The sequence below is a fragment of the Nocardioides sp. genome (assembly GCF_050246775.1).
In the GTDB taxonomy this organism is placed as follows: domain Bacteria; phylum Actinomycetota; class Actinomycetes; order Propionibacteriales; family Nocardioidaceae; genus Nocardioides.
In genome coordinates this window covers 856,041-874,229 of record NZ_JBFWVK010000002.1, presented here as the reverse complement: position 1 = coordinate 874,229, position 18,189 = coordinate 856,041, and the positions used below count along the sequence as shown (strand labels likewise).

Below are 18,189 nucleotides of genomic sequence, written 5' to 3'. Positions count from 1 at the left end.
GCAGGCCGACCTCGGCCTCGACGGACACCCCTTACGAGGCACCATCCCGGCACCTCCGGAGTTGGGGCTTCGCCGGATGTGGGCCGGAGGTCGGATTCAGACTCGTGGTCCACTCCTGGTCGGGCACGGTCTCACCCGACGTACCCGGATCGTGCGCACCGAGGAAAGACAGGGTCGCTCGGGGCTCCTGCGCTTCGTGACGGTCGCGCACGAAGTCGAGCAACGCGGACAGATCGTCGTCGAGGAGTGGCAGGACGTGGTCTACCGCAGCCCCAACACCGGTTCCGCCGCAACACGCGACCTTGTTACCGGCTGCTTGCCGCTGACCGCGGGCGAGCGACGGTTCCCCGTCGACCCGACCATGCTGTTCCGTTTTTCCGCGCTGACCTACAACGCTCATCGGATCCACTACGACCGCGAATTCGCGGGCGAGGTCGAGGGCTATCCCGGACTCGTGACACATGGACCCCTCCAGGCACTAGCAATGACAGAGACCGCGCGTGCCGCGGGACTCATGCCAACGGGGCAAGCCGTACTTGAGTACCGCCTGCGGGCACCACTTTTCGAACACCAAGGGCTGGTGGCGCGCGCCCGCGCTATCGGCGACGGGAGCGTCGATGTCGGAGTCCGTGATCTGTCAGGCCGGCAGACAGCAACGGGGACCTTGACCACGGAAGACGGTCGAACGTCGTGGCCGTGACTGGCCCCGGCTGGGATCGGCGGAGCCGGCCGCACGCCGCGGTGCGCGAGCGAGCGCGAGGGGATGCGCGCGCGGGTTTGGAGGGTGACGGTGCTTGCTGGCCAAAGGCATGCCGATTACGAACAACATCTGTCGCTGAGCCCGGCATCGGGGGCGTACTCGGAGCTTGCGTATCCCCACAATGTCCCCGCAGGCCCACATCCAGCCAGCAGCAGCGACGAGGAGCGCGGTCTCACGCTCAGCCACAAGCCCTCGATTCGAGTGTCAGGCGTGGGGAATCGGACTTGTAACGAGGATGTCGCGGGTTCGACTCCTGTCACCGGATCTCACGCGGATTCTCGGTGATCGGGGTGACCCCTCGGTGGTCGAGCGTGCCCTTCGGTGGTCGAGCTTGTGGAGACCACGGCCCTCGCACCTTCGGCTGACGGGCCGACGACGACGGGCATGGTGGAACGGTTTCACCGGGGATCCACCCACTCGCCGACTCGCAACCCTCGTGTCTGTTCCTGCTCCAAGGCGAGGGCGTCGGGGCTCGGCGGCCGAAGACCCGGGACGCGACCTGCTTCCTTGGACCTTCAACCGCACCCGAAAGCGGACCCGACCATCAGCAGTCGTGTAGTGCGTGAATGACACCTATCCGGTCTGCTCTCGCTGTTCGGCCGCCCAGGAGGCGATCTCGCGTTCCTCCCAGACCACGCGTCGGCCGACGCGGATGGCGGGTGCGAACCTGCCCTCCTGGCCAGACTTGAAGGTGAATATCGGGCCATTGAGTGGACACCCGAGTCGCGACATTTGTCTGCGATGTTCGGTGCGTGACGAGGGAGTGGGGAGGACTGGGGCTACTACGCCTGCTGCGGGCGTGCGCCATTCTCGGCGAAGTGGGGGCTGGTGAGCAGAACAGCGCTCAGTCCAGGGTCGCGATGACACTCTCGGCCAGGGCGTTCCAAGCAGTACGCGACGCCGCCCATGGACGCCAGGGGCCGTGGTGACGCTGTTCCTGCTCGAGCTGGTGACTGCGACCGACTACCGGCATCGCCCGCAGTGAAGGTGATGCCGACCCACCAGGGCATCGGCACCTTGTCGCAGTCCGAGACGAAAGAGCAACCGCGACCTGGTGGGCCACAGCCGGCAGCCGAGACCAGCCGAGCCTCCAATTCGATGGCGCAAGCTCCGCCGCAAGAGGGGACCACGGATCTACCTCAGTCGAATCGGGACGAGCCTTGGATCGATTGACAACCGGCACGAAGGAGGTAGAGGCGCATTTGGTGTTTCCCCTTTCTAGGGGGCTGGACCAGAATCGCGCCATGGGCCCTTCTCGGCTGCAGGGTTCATAGTGGAGCGAAATTCGGGACCGAAGTTGCGTTGCTCGCTAGACAGCTCAGGTTGCCACGTGCCCCGAGCCCCCGCGGGCAAGAGCGGAATGCTCGGCGCACCTCCCTGAGGAGCACTGTGGACGGGATCACCAGGGTGCATGGCGACGCCGCCCACCCTGAGCTCCGATTGCTCCGCTCTGGGAAGGCCACAGGGCGAAACAATAGACCGCAATCAGAACAGAGGATCGACTATGACAAGTGTGATCAATGGATGGACCCATCTTGGGTCGGTAATCGAGGAACAAGCAGCGCGTTACTCGGACAAGACGTTCTTGGCGTGGCACGCGGAGCGCTATTCCTACGAGGAGGTAAACCACCTGGCTGATCAGTATCGGTATGGGCTTGAAGAATCCGGGGCAGCCACCGGGGATGTGGTGTGCATCATGATGCGGAATTGCCCGGAGTACGTCTTCACTATGTTCGCTCTCGCCAAGCTTGCCGCCATCGAGGCCGGAATCAATCCGGACTCTGTCGGATCGGCGCTGGTCCATCAACTAGAGCTCGCGCAGCCGAAAGTAATCGTTCTTGAGGAATCCTCTGCCCGGGCGGTCGCGCAAGTTGCCGACCAGCTGACAACGCTCGAAACCATCGTGTTCAAGGGTGCGCCGGATTGGGAGCCGCCCGCCGAACTGCTCCGTTTCAGGTGGGTTGTGCTCTCCGACTTTCATGCGCTGACGGTCTCAGCGCCGCGGCCGGTCGTTGAGGTGCCACTTGACGCTCCGTGCATGCTCCGGGGAACCTCAGGCACGACCGGCCCTTCGAAGATGGTCGAGATCAGTCACAACTACCTCCTCCACCTCGCCTCGGAGGTGGTGTGGCACGTCGGTATACGCGAGGACGACGTCCTCTTCACCCCATACCCCCTATTCCACGGACAAGCGCCGGTTTGCTGCATCTACCCCGCGCTTCTCACCGGCGGCACGGCAGCGATCGTCGAAAGGTTCAGCGCCTCAAAGTTTTGGAGCCAGATCCGCGAGGTCAACGCCACGGTCTTTGATTACATCGGTGCCGCCCTCACCATCTTGGCCAAGCAGCCCGAGCGTCCAGACGACCGCGACAACACCGTTCGACTCGCGCATGGATGTCCGACACCGGGCAACTGGCGTGAACTTGAACAGAGGTACGGACTCAAGTTGGCCGAGAACTACGGGTCCACCGAAGCGTGCCTCCCGGCATGGGACTCCTTGAGCGAGCCGCACCATGATGGATCCTGCGGACGCGTCTGTGAGCACCATGACGTTCAGATCATTGGCGATTTCGATCGTCCCCTAGCTCCCGGCGAGGTAGGCGAAATCGCCGTCAGACCGCGAGACCCCTTCACGCAGATGACGGGGTACTGGCGCAATCCAGAGGCTTCCGCTGTGGCGATGCGCAACTTTTGGTTTCACACCGGTGACCTGGGCTACCTCGACGTCGATCAACGTCTGCATTTCTCGGGGCGTAAGAAGGATGTGATCCGGAGGCGTGGGCAGAACATTTCTGCCTTTGAGATCGAGTCGGTGATGGAACGCGATCCGGCGATCCTTGAGGCGGCGGCCATTGGAGTTCCGTCCGACCTTACGGAGGAAGACGTGAAACTAGTCGTTGTTCCCGTGGCGGGGATCGGACTGACCACGGACGAGGTGCTCGCCATCGCACGCCGAGGCCTCGCAAAGTATATGACTCCCCGATACGTGGAGATCGTCGATGCACTCCCGAAGGGGCCAAGCGGCAAGGTGAACAAGTACGTGCTCCGTGACAACTGGCGAAACGAAAACACGTTTGATGACGGGTTGGCGCACCACGGCTCGCCAGTCCGGGGAGCCGTCTAGGGCGGCCCTTGATAGGGCGTCAGTGACACGGGCTGGAGCGGCCCTTCACCTTAGTGGAGATATTTGCCGTCGCCGCTGAGTTGGTGGGCTCTCATCTCTCCGTGTCGGCTGGATTTGCTTGGTGCCGACTGGATCGTCCCCCGGATATCGGACACGCCGCGGATTATTCACGTCCCGAGCGGGATCGATAACCTCCCGCCGGTGCGGCCGTCGGTGGACACCTCGCTACCGCATGAGGTGATCTGCGCGATCTTCTCGGCGTCGAGGTCCGTGGCGCAAGTCGTCGGTCGGTGAGCAGCGGGTCCTGGATCTGGCCGCGGGGGCAGCGGCGGGGACGAGACTGGACCGGTCTCAAGTTGGGCTGGCCGTCGTTCTCGACGATCCTGCGTCGAACTCGACGGCTTGGGGTTGCTCGCCCCGCGGCCGTGGAGAGGCTCCCCGGCGATGGTGGCGCGGGGTCCAGATCGCAAAAGCGGGCCGCACGCCGAGGCGAGCGAGCCCGGATAAAGGTTCGACCGCATCCAGTGGCTGATCGATCCGGGTCACAGGGCGTAGCAGCCCCTGAAGGCAGAATGCTCCGTCGCATGGAGTCGCGTTGGCCTAGCACTCGTGTTTCTCATCAACCCGGGTGAGTACCGCCGCGCCGGGAGCGCTGGCTGGAGTGTCACGACGCTGGAGGACGCCACGCAGCCTCTGGGGGCCGCCGTCAATCAGTTGGCTGTCAGGACGTGCCGGTCAGCCCAGCACATCAGAACGTTTTGGGATTGCCATTGGCTGCGGCAATCCGGAAGAGCAGCCCGGGCTCACGGTCCCGGACTTCCATGACGATCTCACGAAAAGCCTCAGTGCGCGGTGTACCACGCCCGCGCCAGCCGAGGACCAGTTCTGAACCCACAACGTCAGCGATCGAACGAAAGACTACCGACGTCCTCGGCGTGAACCGAGACATCGAAGCAGCGGTGACTGAGATGGCGAAACCGGCGGCGACGGCCTCGAGCTCCTCCTCCATAGACCTCGCCGCGCGGTGTGGATGTGGCAGCGCCGCCTCATCGCGACCAGTGTCCCGAAGGGTCCAGAACGCGGCCCAGGCCTCATCGTCAGTGCTCGGTGCCATGATTCGCTCCCCGGCAAGATCGCTCAACGTCACGGATGAGCGCGTGGCCAGGGGGTGAGAGGAGTGGACCCCGATTGCGCGGGGTTCCACAAGTACTGGTTCGGTCTGAATGTCACCCAAATCGATGGGCATCCGCACGAATGCGACGTCGGTGGCTCCTGAGTGCAGCCCACACGATGGGTCTTGCCATCCATAAGGTTGCAGATCTACCGAGACGGCCGGGTAGCGCGACTGAAACTCCCGGAGGATCGGGGACGTCAACTCAAGCGCCGAGCACACGGTGAAGCCGACCCGCAGGTGGCCAGCCACCTTGCCGTGCACCGAGCGTGCCGCTTCCGCAGACGTATCCAGGGTCGCGAGCATGGCCCGTGCCCCGCCGAGAAACACCTGCCCGGCCTCTGTCAACGCGACGAATCGCTTCGTGCGCACCAAGAGCGGGGCACCAACCTCGCGCTCGAGTTGGCTGATGCTCCGACTCAGTCCCTGTTGCGAGATGTGGAGGGCTTGAGCAGCGCGCGTGAAATGTAGCTCCTCGGCAAGGGTCACGAAGTGCTGTAGACGACGTGAACTGACGTCCATTGTGACTCCTGTCGTCCCAGAAAAGGTCTGGTCTTTAAACCTAACAGAGGTCGACGGATCTCGAAACGGGGAGGCGCGCGACAAATCCAGGTCAGGCCAGGTCCGTGGCGAGGGGAGGACACGCCGCCGACACGGCCGACCATCGCTCGACTCCCCTGCAAGGGTCGCTGAGGTCGCGAGGCCGCCTTGATTCGGCACGTCCGGCCGGTTCCGACCCCTTTGGCGCCCCGGGTCGCAGGGCACCTCGCCGAGCTCCGCGAAATCGGCTGGCAGGCCGCAACGATCCTCGGCCTGCGCAAGGGTGACCTTTCACCGTTCCACAAGCGGCTGAGCCGTCCGCCGCAGATTAAACAACCTGCGTGGTACGAACCTGGAACAACTGCTGTTTCTCATCATCATCACATCCGGTGAAGCATGGCCAGCATCGAACATCAACTCCAGCTTCGCGATGGAAGGTTGGGGCCAGAGAAAGGTGGAAGCGGCATGTTTCAGGACAGCATCGTAATCGACGGGGTTGGTCATTCTTTCGACTTCTCACCCTCAAATTGCGCGGACAGTTGCCCCCCTGAGGTCTTCAGCGCGTTTGTCGAGGAGGACTGGAAGGGCAATACCGTGGTCCTGGAGTCGAATGCGCCTGGATTCCAGAAGACCCTTGACGAGGTCCGTACGGCGTGGAGCGCTGAGGAGACTGCGCAGCTGTATTTCGAGGAGAGCGATGTTGATCTCCTCGTCTACCACGAGGTCGTCATCTCTGGCATCTTCAAGAATGGCATCTCGCCGTGGGAACGAGGCGCCGAGTTGAAGCGGGCGAACCCGGACCGGGTATTGCTCTACGCGTACGTGGACCCGCTGCTTGGACCGAGCCAGCTTGAGCACATGGAGGAACGTCACGCGACGGGCCTGGTGGACGGTTTCAAGTTCTACCCGACCAACGGAGTGTTCGACGAGGTGACTGGTCTCGTGGAGACGGCCTTCTACGATGATCGAGAGCTGGTGTTCCCGTTCTTCGAGAAGGCTCGGGAATTGGGCGTGCATCAGATCGCGGTGCACAAGGCGATGCCGGTTGGTCCGGGCCGGCTTGACAAGGATCGCGTGGAGGACGTCTCGGTCGCTGCGGCTGCGTTCCCCGATCTGACGTTCGAGGTCGTGCACAGTGGCTGGGCTTTCCTGGAAGAGTGCATCATGCAGCTTCAGGTGAGCCCCAATGTGTACGCCAACCTCGAGTGCACGGCGAATATCGGAGTTCGTCAGCCGCGGAGGCTTGCCGAGATCCTCGGCCAGTTCCTCCGGGCGGGGGTTGGCGATCGGTTGCTGTTCGGTACCGGAGCCACAGCCACGCATCCCCAGCCCGTGGTCGAGGCGCTGGCCAATCTCGAGATGCCACAGGATCTGATCGACGGGTATGACTACCCCGAGCTGACGCCCGAGATCAAGAAGAAGATCTTCGGACTCAACTACGCGCGTCTGCACGGGATCGATCCGCAGGCGCGACTGGCGAAGCTCGCGACGGACGACTGGCACTCTCGCCGCGAGGCCGCGCGCGTGAACAAGGTGGGCCCCTGGCAAGCACACCGCGACAACCTCGCCGCCGCTGCTGCCACGGTCTGACCTCCGCGAAGAGGGTCGATGACCGTCCCACCCGACTCCACAGAAAGGACCAGGGATGACTCTGACCGTGGAGCAAGTCAAAGCTGAGCTCAACAAGATTCAGGACCCGTGCAGCCTCTCGCAGGCGTTCGGCATCGGGATGGTCGACATGGGTCTCGTCGTTGATGTCAACGTCACCCCGGCTGTTGACGAGCAGCACGACGTGGATATCCAGCTTCGAGTCACGTTCCCGGGCTGCACGTTCGTGCCCTTCTTCGAACAGGCGGTGCACCGACTGCTGGAACCCCGTAGCGACGTCCGGGCCATTTCCGTGGGTTGGGGCGCACACGGCACTTGGTCACCCGACCAGATGTCCGAGGAAGTCAAGGTCAAGTTGGATGCGCGTCGGCGCGACATCGCTCGCACCGTTCCCGGTGCCAGTGGGTCGCCGCGACCCTCGAACGCAGTCGAAGTCAACATCGATTCAGCCAGATTGGAGCCAGAGGCATGACGGACTTTCAGGGAAAGACAGTGATTATCACGGGTGGTGCAAGCGGCATCGGAGCTGCCACTGGGAGGCTCTTCGCAGACATCGGAGCCTCCGTCGTGCTGGCCGATATCGACGATGAACGCGGCGAGAAGGTATCAGAAGAAATTCGCGCTGACGGCGGCGATTGCTCCTATCAGCATTGTGATGTCAGTTCCCTGCCAGACTGGGAGCGGCTCGCGGCTTCTGCCCTGGAGCGTTACGGACAAATTGATGTTGTCTACAACAACGCCTTTACGGTCGTCGAACAGCCTACGCACGAGCTCGACCTGAAAGAATGGGACGGGCAGCTGGGTGTTTGCCTCACGGCAATATTTCTCTCGGTCAAAGCATGCATGCCGCACCTGGTGAACTCCGGGGGAGCCATGGTGAACTCGGGGTCGATCCACGCTCGAATGTCGTTCGGTTCGCACGCTGGCCACGACGCTGCCGAGGGTGGTGTGCTCTCACTCACCCGGTCGTTGGCCGCTGAATACGGACCGACGGTGCGGGTGAATGCCATCGTCCCGGGCGCCATCGATACGCCGGTCTGGGAAGGCGTGGACGACGAAGGGCGCCAACCTTTCGTTGATCGCAGCGCGCTCAAGCGCATGGGCACAGCCGAGGAAGTCGCGGCCGTCGTCCGGTTTCTAGCCTCCGATGAAGCCTCGTTCATCACGGGCTCCAGCATCGTCGTCGACGGCGGGCTGCACTTTGTGTTCTGAGTGGGATCGACATCCGCTCACCTGGGAAGTGATCGTGCCGTGACCACTCGAAAGGGCCCAGAGACGCCGGTGCTCGAATTGACGGGACTGCGGGTGGAGCTCCTCTCGGGACGCCCGATCGTGGAAGACGTCTCGCTGCGACTGAACGCGGGACAGGCCCTGGGGATTGTCGGAGAGTCGGGCTCCGGAAAGACGACGACGGGTCTCGGCCTTCTCGGCTACGCGCGGCCAGGCATGCGGATCACCGATGGAGTGATCACCATCGCAGGTGAAAACGTGCAGCTGACCGACAAGCGTGCCTCTCGGAGCATCCGCGGCCGCCTCCTGTCGTATGTTCCTCAGGATCCGGCAACCAGCCTCAATCCATCGATGCGAATCGGCTCCTTCTTGGAGGACGTCCGCTACGCACAGCGGACGGAGCGTGCAGAACTCGGTCCAGTCTTGGCTGCGCTTGATCGGGTGCAACTCCCAACGACCCGAGAGTTCACCCGGCGCTTCCCGCATCAACTCTCCGGCGGTCAGCAGCAGCGGGTGCTCATCGCATCGGCGCTCGTGTCGGAGCCACCCGTGGTTGTGCTCGACGAGCCGACGACCGGCCTGGACGTGGTCACCCAGGCGCGAGTATTGCAGGAGATCAAGCGACTGCACCTCGAGCGCGGGCTGGCGATGGTCTACGTCTCACACGACCTCGCCGTCATCTCTCAGGTAGTAGACCGCATTGCGGTCATGTACGGGGGGAGGGTGGTGGAGGAGGGGCCGACCGCGAGCATCCTGTCCCGCCCAAGACACCCCTACACCCGCGGCCTCCTCGCAGCCAGCCCTGATCATTCTGCCCGCTACGTCTTGCAAGGAATCCCGGGTATCGCCGCCGGCCCGCAGGATCGTCTGCAAGGCTGCGCCTTTGCTCCACGCTGCGACCAGGGCGTCGCCCGCTGCACGGAGCAGGTGCCTCCGCTGGAGGATCTCGGTGCTGGTCGTCTCGTCCGCTGCATCGAAGCCGAACGCACGCCGCCTCCAGGTCGGGTCGAACTGATCCTGACACGCCAAGCGCGCAGTGACCCGATCCTGGTGGTCGAAGATCTCAAGGCTGAGCACAAGGGACCCGGAAACACAGTGACCGTCGCATCCGGAATCTCGTTCACCGTTGGCAAAGGTTCGTGCGTTGCGCTTGTGGGTGAATCGGGCTCGGGCAAGACAACCATTGCCAGATCGATCGTGGGGTTGCACGCCCGGAGCGGCGGCACCATCACATTGGTGGGCGAAATGCTCGCGCCCAGCGCCCGGGACCGCCCACGTGAACTGCGCCGGCGCTGCCAGATCATCTTCCAGAATCCTTATGAGTCACTCAACCCAAGGCAACAGGTCGGCGACCAAGTGAGCCGTCCCGCTCGCATACTCCGAGGTCTGCCGAGAGTGAAGGCCGAGGCAGAAGCCACCGAACTACTCAGGCGCGTCAAGTTGCCCGAACGTCTGGCCCGCAAGTTTCCAGGAGAGCTCTCCGGAGGAGAGCGCCAACGAGTAGCGATCGCCCGGGCACTGGCCGCCAAACCGGAGCTCCTGATTTGCGACGAGATCACCTCCGCTCTGGACGTCTCCGTGCAAGCCGCGGTCATCGAGCTGCTCACCGAGCTGCGAGACGAGCTCGGGCTTGCCCTGCTCTTCGTCACCCACAACCTCGGCGTAGTCAACGCCATTGCCGACAACGTGGTCATTCTCGACAGCGGCCGGATCTGCGAGCAGGGTGCCGTCGACACCGTGTTCACGACACCCCAGCACCACCGCACCCGTGAGCTGTTGAGCAGCGCGCCGATCCTGCGGCGCTTCGAGCAAGCGATCGACTGAAAGCGAACAGCCCTACCTGTGAAGGAGACAGATATGCCGATCACCGGCAAGGCAATGAGGCGAACCCGGGCGGTTGACCTCGGTGGCCTCAACTGGGTTCAGCCGGACCTCGTGCAGCAGCGGCTCGACGAGGGGTATGGTTTGCCCGCTCGTTTCCACACCGACCCGGCCATCGAGGTCCTCGAGGACGAGTACATCTTCAAGCCTTCATGGCAAATGGCTTGCACGCTTGGGGACGTCCGCGAGCCGGGGGATTTCGTGACGGCGCAGCTGGGAAAGTATCCGGTGATCGTCGTGCGGAACGAAGACAACCAGTTGGGCGCCTTCCTCAACGTCTGTTCCCACCGCGGGATGATCGTTGCCGAGGAGCGGGAGGGGAACTGTAAGGCGTTCACCTGTCGATATCACGGATGGCGGTTCGGCCTGGACGGAGGGCTACAGCGCGCTCCGGGCTGGGCCCTCAGCGCAGGGGGCAGTGGAGATACTCGCCGTCCGGTTCTCCCAAAGGCTGAGACTCTTGGCCTCCGACCTCTGTCGCTCGATATCTGGGCAGGCATCGTCTTCGTCTCCATCGCGCCGGAGCAGTCCCTCATGGACTCACTGGGCGAACTGCCAGAGCTGGCGCAGCAGGTGGCCTACAGCGAGCCCTTCGTCGATGACGAAATGACGTTCGTGAGCGAATGGCACTTCGACAACAAGGCGAACTGGAAGGCGGTAGCCCATCAGACGATGGAGTGCTATCACTGCCCAACCTCCCATCCAAAATCTCTCGCCCCGCTCTTCAAACTCGACGACAACAACTTTCGTGCGCGCGTGGCTCCGCGGGCAAATCACATCTCCACATCATTCCGTGACGGTATCCGCGGCGTGGTCGGGGAAGACACCGGTCAGGAACTCGAAGAGCATGTAAAACGAAGCGGCGAGCTTCCATTTCAGCAGCTTTGGGGGTACCCGAACACATTCCTATCCTTCGGCATCGGAGTGGGGGTCACCGCGGGCCGCTTGGACCCGCTTGGCCCCGACGCTTCGCGACTGACCGTGCGCTACTACGCGCGAGCGAGCGAGAGGGAAATGCAGTCGGGAATCGACGCATTGTTCGACCAGGTTGTCAGCGAAGACGTCGATATCATCGCCAAGGTTCAGCAGGGCTTCCGCACGGGGCTGATCGATCCTGGACCCGAACTCCATGACCGCGAGGCCACTGTCCGTGGGTTCGACCGTGATTACTGGTCAGCCATGCTCCCCGCTTTCGACCGAGTAGGGAACGCCTGATGTGGGACGAGAGTGTTGTGATCGACGCCGTTGCGCACGGCATGGACTACAGCCCGGAGAATTGCGCGGACGGCTGTCCGCCACACGTGTACGAGAGCTTCGTCGAGCAGGACTGGGCCGGTGTATTCCAAGTCCTGGAGTCGAATGCGCCTGGATTCCAGAAGACCCTTGACGAGGTCCGTACGGCGTGGAGCGCTGAGGAGACTGCGCAGCTGTATTTCGAGGAGAGCGATGTTGATCTCCTCGTCTACCACGAGGTCGTCATCTCTGGCATCTTCAAGAATGGCATCTCGCCGTGGGAACGAGGCGCCGAGTTGAAGCGGGCGAACCCGGACCGGGTATTGCTCTACGCGTACGTGGACCCGCTGCTTGGACCGAGCCAGCTTGAGCACATGGAGGAACGTCACGCGACGGGCCTGGTGGACGGTTTCAAGTTCTACCCGACCAACGGAGTGTTCGACGAGGTGACTGGTCTCGTGGAGACGGCCTTCTACGATGATCGAGAGCTGGTGTTCCCGTTCTTCGAGAAGGCTCGGGAATTGGGCGTGCATCAGATCGCGGTGCACAAGGCGATGCCGGTTGGTCCGGGCCGGCTTGACAAGGATCGCGTGGAGGACGTCTCGGTCGCTGCGGCTGCGTTCCCCGATCTGACGTTCGAGGTCGTGCACAGTGGCTGGGCTTTCCTGGAAGAGTGCATCATGCAGCTTCAGGTGAGCCCCAATGTGTACGCCAACCTCGAGTGCACGGCGAATATCGGAGTTCGTCAGCCGCGGAGGCTTGCCGAGATCCTCGGCCAGTTCCTCCGGGCGGGGGTTGGCGATCGGTTGCTGTTCGGTACCGGAGCCACAGCCACGCATCCCCAGCCCGTGGTCGAGGCGCTGGCCAATCTCGAGATGCCACAGGATCTGATCGACGGGTATGACTACCCCGAGCTGACGCCCGAGATCAAGAAGAAGATCTTCGGACTCAACTACGCGCGTCTGCACGGGATCGATCCGCAGGCGCGACTGGCGAAGCTCGCGACGGACGACTGGCACTCTCGCCGCGAGGCCGCGCGCGTGAACAAGGTGGGCCCCTGGCAAGCACACCGCGACAACCTCGCCGTCAGCAAGCATTGACAACTTCCCGCACGCGGACCGGCGACAAGGTTCTGTTTCTCTTTCTTACGTGTGGCCGCGAAGATTCCGATATCGACTGCGAGGAGTGAAGCAAATGAACGACGGCGCATACGGAAGTTCGATTGGACAAAGTCGATTTGGTCGACGCGGGTTCATGATGGGGCTAAGCGCTGGCGCGGCGCTGGCTGGGAGTTCAACACTCCTGGCCGCATGCAGTAGCGACGCAGTGCCGAATTCGTCGAGTTCCGGCGAAGACCCTTTCGGCGCCTACGCAGCGACTAAGCCGACCCCTTCTGCGGGCGGAACACTACGGATTGGTTACATCGGTGCGGGCAACGCCGAGACCTATAACCCGTTTGTCCAGCCGGCTCCCATTTCCCAGCTTCAAACCTTTGCCGTCTTCGACCCGATGATCCGCGTCGGCGAGTCAGGTGGCCGCGAACCTGGCCTGATCGTCGACTGGCAGTCAAACCGCGACGCCTCGGAGTGGGAACTCACTCTTCGTCCCGACGTGACCTGGCACGACGGCAAGCCATTTACGCCCGAGGACGTGATCTATTCGCTCCGGCAACTCAAAGAGTCCTGGGTAAGTGCCGCAGTCGAGTCGGTCAAGCTCGACGAGCTGCGGAAGACCGGACAGTACACGCTTCGGGTTCCCCTCAGCGCTCCCGTCGCCGACCTGCCTGGCTTCTTCTTCTTCGCCCCTACCACGTTCATAGTGCAGGACGGCACGACGGACTACTCGAAACCCATTGGGACCGGTCCTTACAAACTGGAGTCGTTCAGCCCGGGTCAGCGCAGCACCTTCAGCGCGAACCGTGACTACTGGGACTCGCCTAGACCGTACCCCGACGAGCTCGAAATCATCGGGATCACTGATCCCACGGCGCGACTCAACGCGCTGATCGGCGGGGAGATCGACATCTGCGGGCAGCTGCCCTTTGCGATGGCGAAGGCAAATCTGGATAGTAGCGAATACAAGGTGATTGTCGGCAGTCCCGGACAGCAGTACGTGATGTACATGCGCTGCGACGCTGAGCCTTTCCAGGATCCGCGCGTGCGGCAGGCGATGAAGTTGATTCCCGATCGCCAGGCGATGATCGATGCTGCGCTGTCTGGCTTCGGTGCAGTGGCCAACGACATCTTTTGTCTTCCCGGTTCGAAATACTTCAACAAAAGTCTGCCGCAGCGGACCCAGGACCTAGCGCAGGCGAAGGCGCTACTCAAGGCCGCAGGGGTCCCAAACTTGGAGGTCACACTCAATACGGCTGAGTCTGTGACCGGGTTCAATGCCGCCGCGGAAGTATTCTCCCAGCACGCGAAAGAAGCGGGTGTGACGGTTCACGTGAACGTTCAGCAGCCCGCACAGTACTTTGATCCATCCGTCTTGTACTTGAAGCAGACGTTCGCACAAGATATCTGGCCGGGTCCATCGCTGGTCAACAACTACTCGCTCGCATTCCTGAAGGACTCGATTCTCAACGAGTCGCACTACTTCAACGATGACTTCGACGAACTCTTCGCACGAGCGCGGGCTGAGAAGGATCCCCGCGAGGCGCAGAAACTGTGGGATCAAGTCCAGGAGATTCAATACAACGACGGCGGGAACATCGGTTGGGCTTATGCCCGCAACGTAGACGCCGTGTCCAACAACGTTCGGGGGTTCGGAGGCAAGGGCCAGGGATGGCTCTATCAGACGGATGACTGCCGCGTTTACAACTGGGGCCTAGCGTAGATGACGGCTGTGGAAGCTACAGACCTCGATAGCACCACACGCCGCTTAGTTCCGCCGAGGGGCGCCTACCCGATCCCGATGTTCATCCTGCGCCGGATCGCGGCCGGACTCGGCACGCTCATCGTCGCATCCATGCTCGTGTTCCTCGCCACCTCGGTGATCCCCGGATCCCCGGCATCGGCCGTGCTCGGACGACAGGCCACTCCGGAGGCCGTTGCCGAGATTGACCACCGACTTGGGTACGACCGCCCCATCGTCACGCGGTACCTCGACTGGCTGGGCGGCGCTGTGAAGGGTGATTTCGGCGACTCTGCGCTCGCTGAGGTCCAAGGGCTCAACTCGCCGGTCCAGGAGATCATTCGAGAACCAGCACAGAACACAATCGTGCTGGCGCTGATTGCGGTTCTCTTCCTCATTCCTATTTCGCTTGTCTGGGGAATGATTGCTGGAAGTTATGCCGGACGCTGGCAGGACCACGCCATTTCTACGCTGACCCTCGTCATGATCTCGATGCCCGAGTTCATCATTGGCGCGCTCCTCGTGGCGGTCTTCTCCGTCGGACTCGACATCTTGCCGCCGGTATCGCTGCTCGCCCCCGGCGCCAGCCCATTGGGCGACCCCAAGATCCTCGTCCTTCCAGTCCTGACGCTGCTGTGCGTGTCGATCGCGTGGACGGTCCGCCTGGTCAGGGTGGGGGTTGTCGAGGTCCAGAAGTCGGACTATGTGCAGATGGCCCGAATGCAGGGCATAGGCGCTCGCAGGGTTCTGAGCCGGTACGTGCTCAGGAACGCGCTCGCTCCGAGCGTGCAAGTGTTCGCATTGTCCATCCAGTTCATGTTCGGGGGTGTCATTGTGACCGAGGCGGTGTTCAACTACCCCGGCCTTGGCACCCAACTCGTCAGCGCGGTCCAGAACCATGACGGACCGCAAGTGCAAGCAATCTCAGTGCTACTGGCCGTTGTCTACATCGCGACCAACATCATTGCTGACCTCATGGTGGTGCTCTTGGTGCCGAAGCTAAGGACGCAGTCTTGAAAGGCCGGCTCCGATTTGCGCGCACGGGACGTGGTGGGGCCGGGTTGGTGATCCTTGGGCTGACCGTCGCGGTGGCGCTGTTCGGGCCGTTGCTGGCATTGAACGACCCGACGGCCATTCTTGGGGCACCAGGTCAGCCCCCCGGTGGTGGATTGCTCCTGGGAACTGACTACCTTGGGCGCGACGTGCTGAGCCGAGTCCTGTCAGGCGGGCGCAGTGTTTTGGTGCTCTCACTGTGCGCCACCGCGTTGGCGTTCGCGTTAGGGACCCTTGTCGGGCTGGTTGCAGGCTACAACCGCAACCTACTGGACCCACTGCTGATGCGATCGACCGAAGTCATTCTCGTGTTTCCTCCCCTGCTGTTCTTCATGCTGGCGGCAACTGCTTTCGGCACCGGCCAGCTCGTGCTACTCGTTGGAGTCGCGCTCGTGCTCGCGCCCGGAATCGCGCGGATCGTCTACGCCGCGACGCGCGAAGTTGCAGTCCGTGGATACGTCGAGGCCGCGGTCGCTCGAGGTGAACGGACCGGATCGGTGCTGCGCCGCGAGATCCTCCCTAACATCATGGGGCCGGTGATCGCCAACGCAGGCATCACGGCGACATTCGCAGTCCTTTTGGTGGCCGCAATCAACTTCCTGGGCCTGGGTCTACAGCCGCCGGCGTCGAATTGGGCACTCATGATCTCCGAGAACCGCGCGGTGCTCTCACTCAACATCTGGTCGACCTTTGCGCCTGCGTTTCTCATCGCTGGGTTCACAATCGGGATCAATCTCGTCGGCGACGCGGTCTCGCACAGCCTGGGGCGAAGCATCGGGGATCCGCAGTAGCGCGAGACGTTGGTACCTGGCTCCTTTGAACCTGCCTCGAGGTCTGTGGTCAGTCGCGTGCAAGTCCCGAACGGCCGGGCGGCCAAGGTTCGAGGAGCGCGCAGTTCGTCGGTGCACTAGATCTTCGGAGCGGACTGCGCACCCCATCATCTGGCGACAAGGAGGAGACCAATGAGCTCTGACGGTTTGACACCAGCATCCAAGATCCAGATCGAGATCGGGCTGGGTGTACCCATGCGTGACGGGGCCGTGCTACGCGCGGATGTGTTTCGTGCGTCGGACGACATTCGCCGTCCAGTCATCCTGATCCGGACGCCGTATGGCCGACAGACTCGGACTCACACCGATCCGGGATGGGCGCTCGATGTGCACGAGGCGGCACGCGCCGGCTACGCGGTCGTGGTCCAAGACACCCGCGGTGCATTCGCTTCGGAAGGCCACTTCAGCGTCTTCGTGAGCGACGCCGACGACGGCGAAGACACCATCGCATGGGCGGCACGTCAGCCGTGGAGCGACGGGCGGGTCGGCATGGTTGGTGTCTCCTACCTCGGTCTCACCCAGATGCTGGCAGCGATGCGCACTCCACCTGCTTTGCGGGCCGTTGTGCCGGGGATCACGGGGTCCGAGTGTTACGACGGCTGGGCGTACCAAGGCGGAGCATTCAACCTCGGGTTGTCTCTCTCGTGGGGTGCGGGCCTCGCCGAAGCAGCACTACGTCGCCGAGAGGCTGAGGGGGAGGACATCGCCGACGACATGGCTCGGCTCGCTGCCCTGCGGGCCAATCCATGCGACGGGTTGAAACGGCTCCCCCTCGTCGCCTTGCCCACAGAGATTTCGGCGCTCGAGGAGTATGGGGAATGGCTTGCGCATCCGGATCGCGATTCGTACTGGCAAGAAACCGCGATAAACGATCGCTACGACCAAATTGTCACCCCTGGCCTTCATATCGCAGGACTGTTCGATTGTTTCTTAAAAGGGACTCTGGAGAATTACGTCGGATTACGCAGGAACGCAGGGACCGAACACGCGAGGGAGAATCAACGGCTAATCATCGTGCCGTGGGGACACGCCGACTGGCCTAACGAGGTGGTGGGTGATCTGTGGTTGGGGCCGATGGCGAGCTCTGCGGCTCCTGATCTTCCCCAACGAACTCTGGAATGGATGAATGCGTTTCTCAAGGGCGAGCCGATCGACAAGCAGCCACGGGTGAGCGTGTTCGTCATGGGAACCAATGACTGGCGAGAGGCTCTGGACTGGCCGCTTCCTCATGCGGTACAGACGCCCTACTTCTTGCGGGCCGGCGGCAATCTCTCACGTAGCTTGCCGGGCGATGAGCGGCCGGATGAGTTTGTCTACGACCCTTCCCACCCAGTTCCCACGGTTGGCGGTAACACGCGTATCAGCATGGGTGGACTGCTACAGCGGATGGGGCCTCGAGACCGCCGAGAAGTAGAAGAACGAGATGACGTGCTCACGTACACCTCACAGGAACTTGACGAAGACGTGGAGGTCATCGGGCCAGTATCTGCCACGCTGTTCGTGTCGAGTTCGGCGCTCGATACGGACTTCACGGCGGCGCTCATCGATGTCTACCCCGACGGCCGGGCGATCGGTCTCGCGGACGGGATTCTCCGCTTGCGATACCGTGACGGGCTGGCGACGCCAGAGCCCCTCGTCCCGGGCTTGGTCTACGAAGTCGAGATAGATCTCGTCGCGGTTGCCAACGTGTTCAAGGCCGGCCATCGCATTCGTGTGGAGATCTCGAGTTCGAACTTTCCTCGGTTCGATCGCAACCCGAACACGGGTGGCATCAACGCGCAAGCGAGCAATGGCGATCTGCGTAAAGCAGACCAGAAGGTCTTCCACGACACGGACCATGCATCACACGTCAGCCTCCCTCTTGTCGCGGTGCGCTAACTGCGACGGTTGCTCGGCGCACGTTCGC

13 protein-coding genes are annotated in these 18,189 nt (G+C 62.6%); 12 read left to right on the top strand and 1 reads right to left on the bottom strand.

Annotation, left to right across the window (positions count from 1 at the left end; translation table 11 throughout):
- Positions 1 to 76 precede the first annotated feature (76 nt).
- Both AB7I40_RS14045 and AB7I40_RS14040 read left to right on the top strand, forming a co-directional pair.
- Positions 77 to 700 carry an FAS1-like dehydratase domain-containing protein gene (locus AB7I40_RS14045; RefSeq protein ID WP_428348102.1) on the top strand — a complete coding sequence of 208 codons (624 nt, stop codon included), beginning with the start codon at positions 77 to 79 and terminating at the stop codon, positions 698 to 700.
- 1,564 nt (positions 701 to 2,264) lie between these two features.
- Positions 2,265 to 3,884 carry an AMP-binding protein gene (locus AB7I40_RS14040; protein WP_428348034.1) on the top strand — a complete coding sequence of 540 codons (1,620 nt, stop codon included), beginning with the start codon at positions 2,265 to 2,267 and terminating at the stop codon, positions 3,882 to 3,884.
- 748 nt (positions 3,885 to 4,632) lie between these two features.
- Here AB7I40_RS14040 and AB7I40_RS14035 read toward each other — a convergent pair.
- Positions 4,633 to 5,577: a LysR family transcriptional regulator gene (locus tag AB7I40_RS14035; protein WP_428348033.1), complete on the bottom strand. Its 945-nt coding sequence runs from the start codon at positions 5,575 to 5,577 to the stop codon at positions 4,633 to 4,635.
- Positions 5,578 to 5,991: 414 nt separating this feature from the next.
- Between AB7I40_RS14035 and AB7I40_RS14030 the strand changes: the two genes are divergently transcribed.
- The 10 genes from AB7I40_RS14030 to AB7I40_RS13985 all read left to right on the top strand — a co-directional run bounded on the left by AB7I40_RS14030 (position 5,992) and on the right by AB7I40_RS13985 (position 18,161).
- On the top strand, positions 5,992 to 7,185 hold the full coding sequence (locus AB7I40_RS14030) for an amidohydrolase family protein (RefSeq protein WP_428348032.1): 1,194 nt from the start codon (positions 5,992 to 5,994) through the stop codon (positions 7,183 to 7,185).
- 55 nt (positions 7,186 to 7,240) lie between these two features.
- Positions 7,241 to 7,675, top strand: coding sequence for a metal-sulfur cluster assembly factor (locus tag AB7I40_RS14025; protein ID WP_428348031.1), 435 nt, complete (start codon positions 7,241 to 7,243; stop codon positions 7,673 to 7,675).
- Positions 7,672 to 8,415: an SDR family NAD(P)-dependent oxidoreductase gene (locus AB7I40_RS14020; protein WP_428348030.1), complete on the top strand. Its 744-nt coding sequence runs from the start codon at positions 7,672 to 7,674 to the stop codon at positions 8,413 to 8,415. Before AB7I40_RS14025 ends, AB7I40_RS14020 begins: the two co-directional genes overlap by 4 nt.
- 39 nt (positions 8,416 to 8,454) lie before the next feature.
- Complete coding sequence (locus AB7I40_RS14015; RefSeq protein WP_428348029.1) at positions 8,455 to 10,257, top strand: ABC transporter ATP-binding protein; 1,803 nt, start codon at positions 8,455 to 8,457, stop codon at positions 10,255 to 10,257.
- 33 nt (positions 10,258 to 10,290) lie between these two features.
- Positions 10,291 to 11,529 (top strand): aromatic ring-hydroxylating oxygenase subunit alpha, encoded by a 1,239-nt coding sequence (locus AB7I40_RS14010; protein WP_428348027.1) that lies wholly within the window; start codon positions 10,291 to 10,293, stop codon positions 11,527 to 11,529.
- A 17-nt stretch (positions 11,530 to 11,546) separates the two neighbouring features.
- The gene (locus AB7I40_RS14005) at positions 11,547 to 12,647 is read left to right on the top strand and encodes an amidohydrolase family protein (RefSeq protein ID WP_428348026.1); all 1,101 of its coding nucleotides are present in this window, start codon (positions 11,547 to 11,549) and stop codon (positions 12,645 to 12,647) included.
- Positions 12,648 to 12,741: 94 nt separating this feature from the next.
- On the top strand, positions 12,742 to 14,382 hold the full coding sequence (locus AB7I40_RS14000; protein WP_428348024.1) for an ABC transporter substrate-binding protein: 1,641 nt from the start codon (positions 12,742 to 12,744) through the stop codon (positions 14,380 to 14,382).
- A gap of 78 nt (positions 14,383 to 14,460) precedes the next feature.
- A complete protein-coding gene (locus AB7I40_RS13995; RefSeq protein WP_428348023.1) occupies positions 14,461 to 15,417 on the top strand; it encodes an ABC transporter permease in 957 nt (318 codons plus the stop codon).
- Positions 15,414 to 16,244: an ABC transporter permease gene (locus tag AB7I40_RS13990; RefSeq protein WP_428348022.1), complete on the top strand. Its 831-nt coding sequence runs from the start codon at positions 15,414 to 15,416 to the stop codon at positions 16,242 to 16,244. Before AB7I40_RS13995 ends, AB7I40_RS13990 begins: the two co-directional genes overlap by 4 nt.
- Before the next feature lie 171 nt (positions 16,245 to 16,415).
- Complete coding sequence (locus AB7I40_RS13985; RefSeq protein ID WP_428348021.1) at positions 16,416 to 18,161, top strand: CocE/NonD family hydrolase; 1,746 nt, start codon at positions 16,416 to 16,418, stop codon at positions 18,159 to 18,161.
- The last annotated feature ends 28 nt before the right edge of the window (positions 18,162 to 18,189 follow it).

What these genes read in the sequence shown, in the direction of transcription:
- AB7I40_RS14045 (WP_428348102.1), top strand. Translation starts at nt 77, where the DNA reads ATGTGGGCCGGAGGTCGGATTCAGACTCGTGGTCCACTCCTGGTCGGG.
- AB7I40_RS14040 (WP_428348034.1), top strand. Translation starts at nt 2,265, where the DNA reads ATGACAAGTGTGATCAATGGATGGACCCATCTTGGGTCGGTAATCGAG.
- AB7I40_RS14035 (WP_428348033.1), bottom strand. Translation starts at nt 5,577, where the DNA reads ATGGACGTCAGTTCACGTCGTCTACAGCACTTCGTGACCCTTGCCGAG.
- AB7I40_RS14030 (WP_428348032.1), top strand. Translation starts at nt 5,992, where the DNA reads ATGGCCAGCATCGAACATCAACTCCAGCTTCGCGATGGAAGGTTGGGG.
- AB7I40_RS14025 (WP_428348031.1), top strand. Translation starts at nt 7,241, where the DNA reads ATGACTCTGACCGTGGAGCAAGTCAAAGCTGAGCTCAACAAGATTCAG.
- AB7I40_RS14020 (WP_428348030.1), top strand. Translation starts at nt 7,672, where the DNA reads ATGACGGACTTTCAGGGAAAGACAGTGATTATCACGGGTGGTGCAAGC.
- AB7I40_RS14010 (WP_428348027.1), top strand. Translation starts at nt 10,291, where the DNA reads ATGCCGATCACCGGCAAGGCAATGAGGCGAACCCGGGCGGTTGACCTC.
- AB7I40_RS14000 (WP_428348024.1), top strand. Translation starts at nt 12,742, where the DNA reads ATGAACGACGGCGCATACGGAAGTTCGATTGGACAAAGTCGATTTGGT.
- AB7I40_RS13995 (WP_428348023.1), top strand. Translation starts at nt 14,461, where the DNA reads ATGTTCATCCTGCGCCGGATCGCGGCCGGACTCGGCACGCTCATCGTC.
- AB7I40_RS13985 (WP_428348021.1), top strand. Translation starts at nt 16,416, where the DNA reads ATGAGCTCTGACGGTTTGACACCAGCATCCAAGATCCAGATCGAGATC.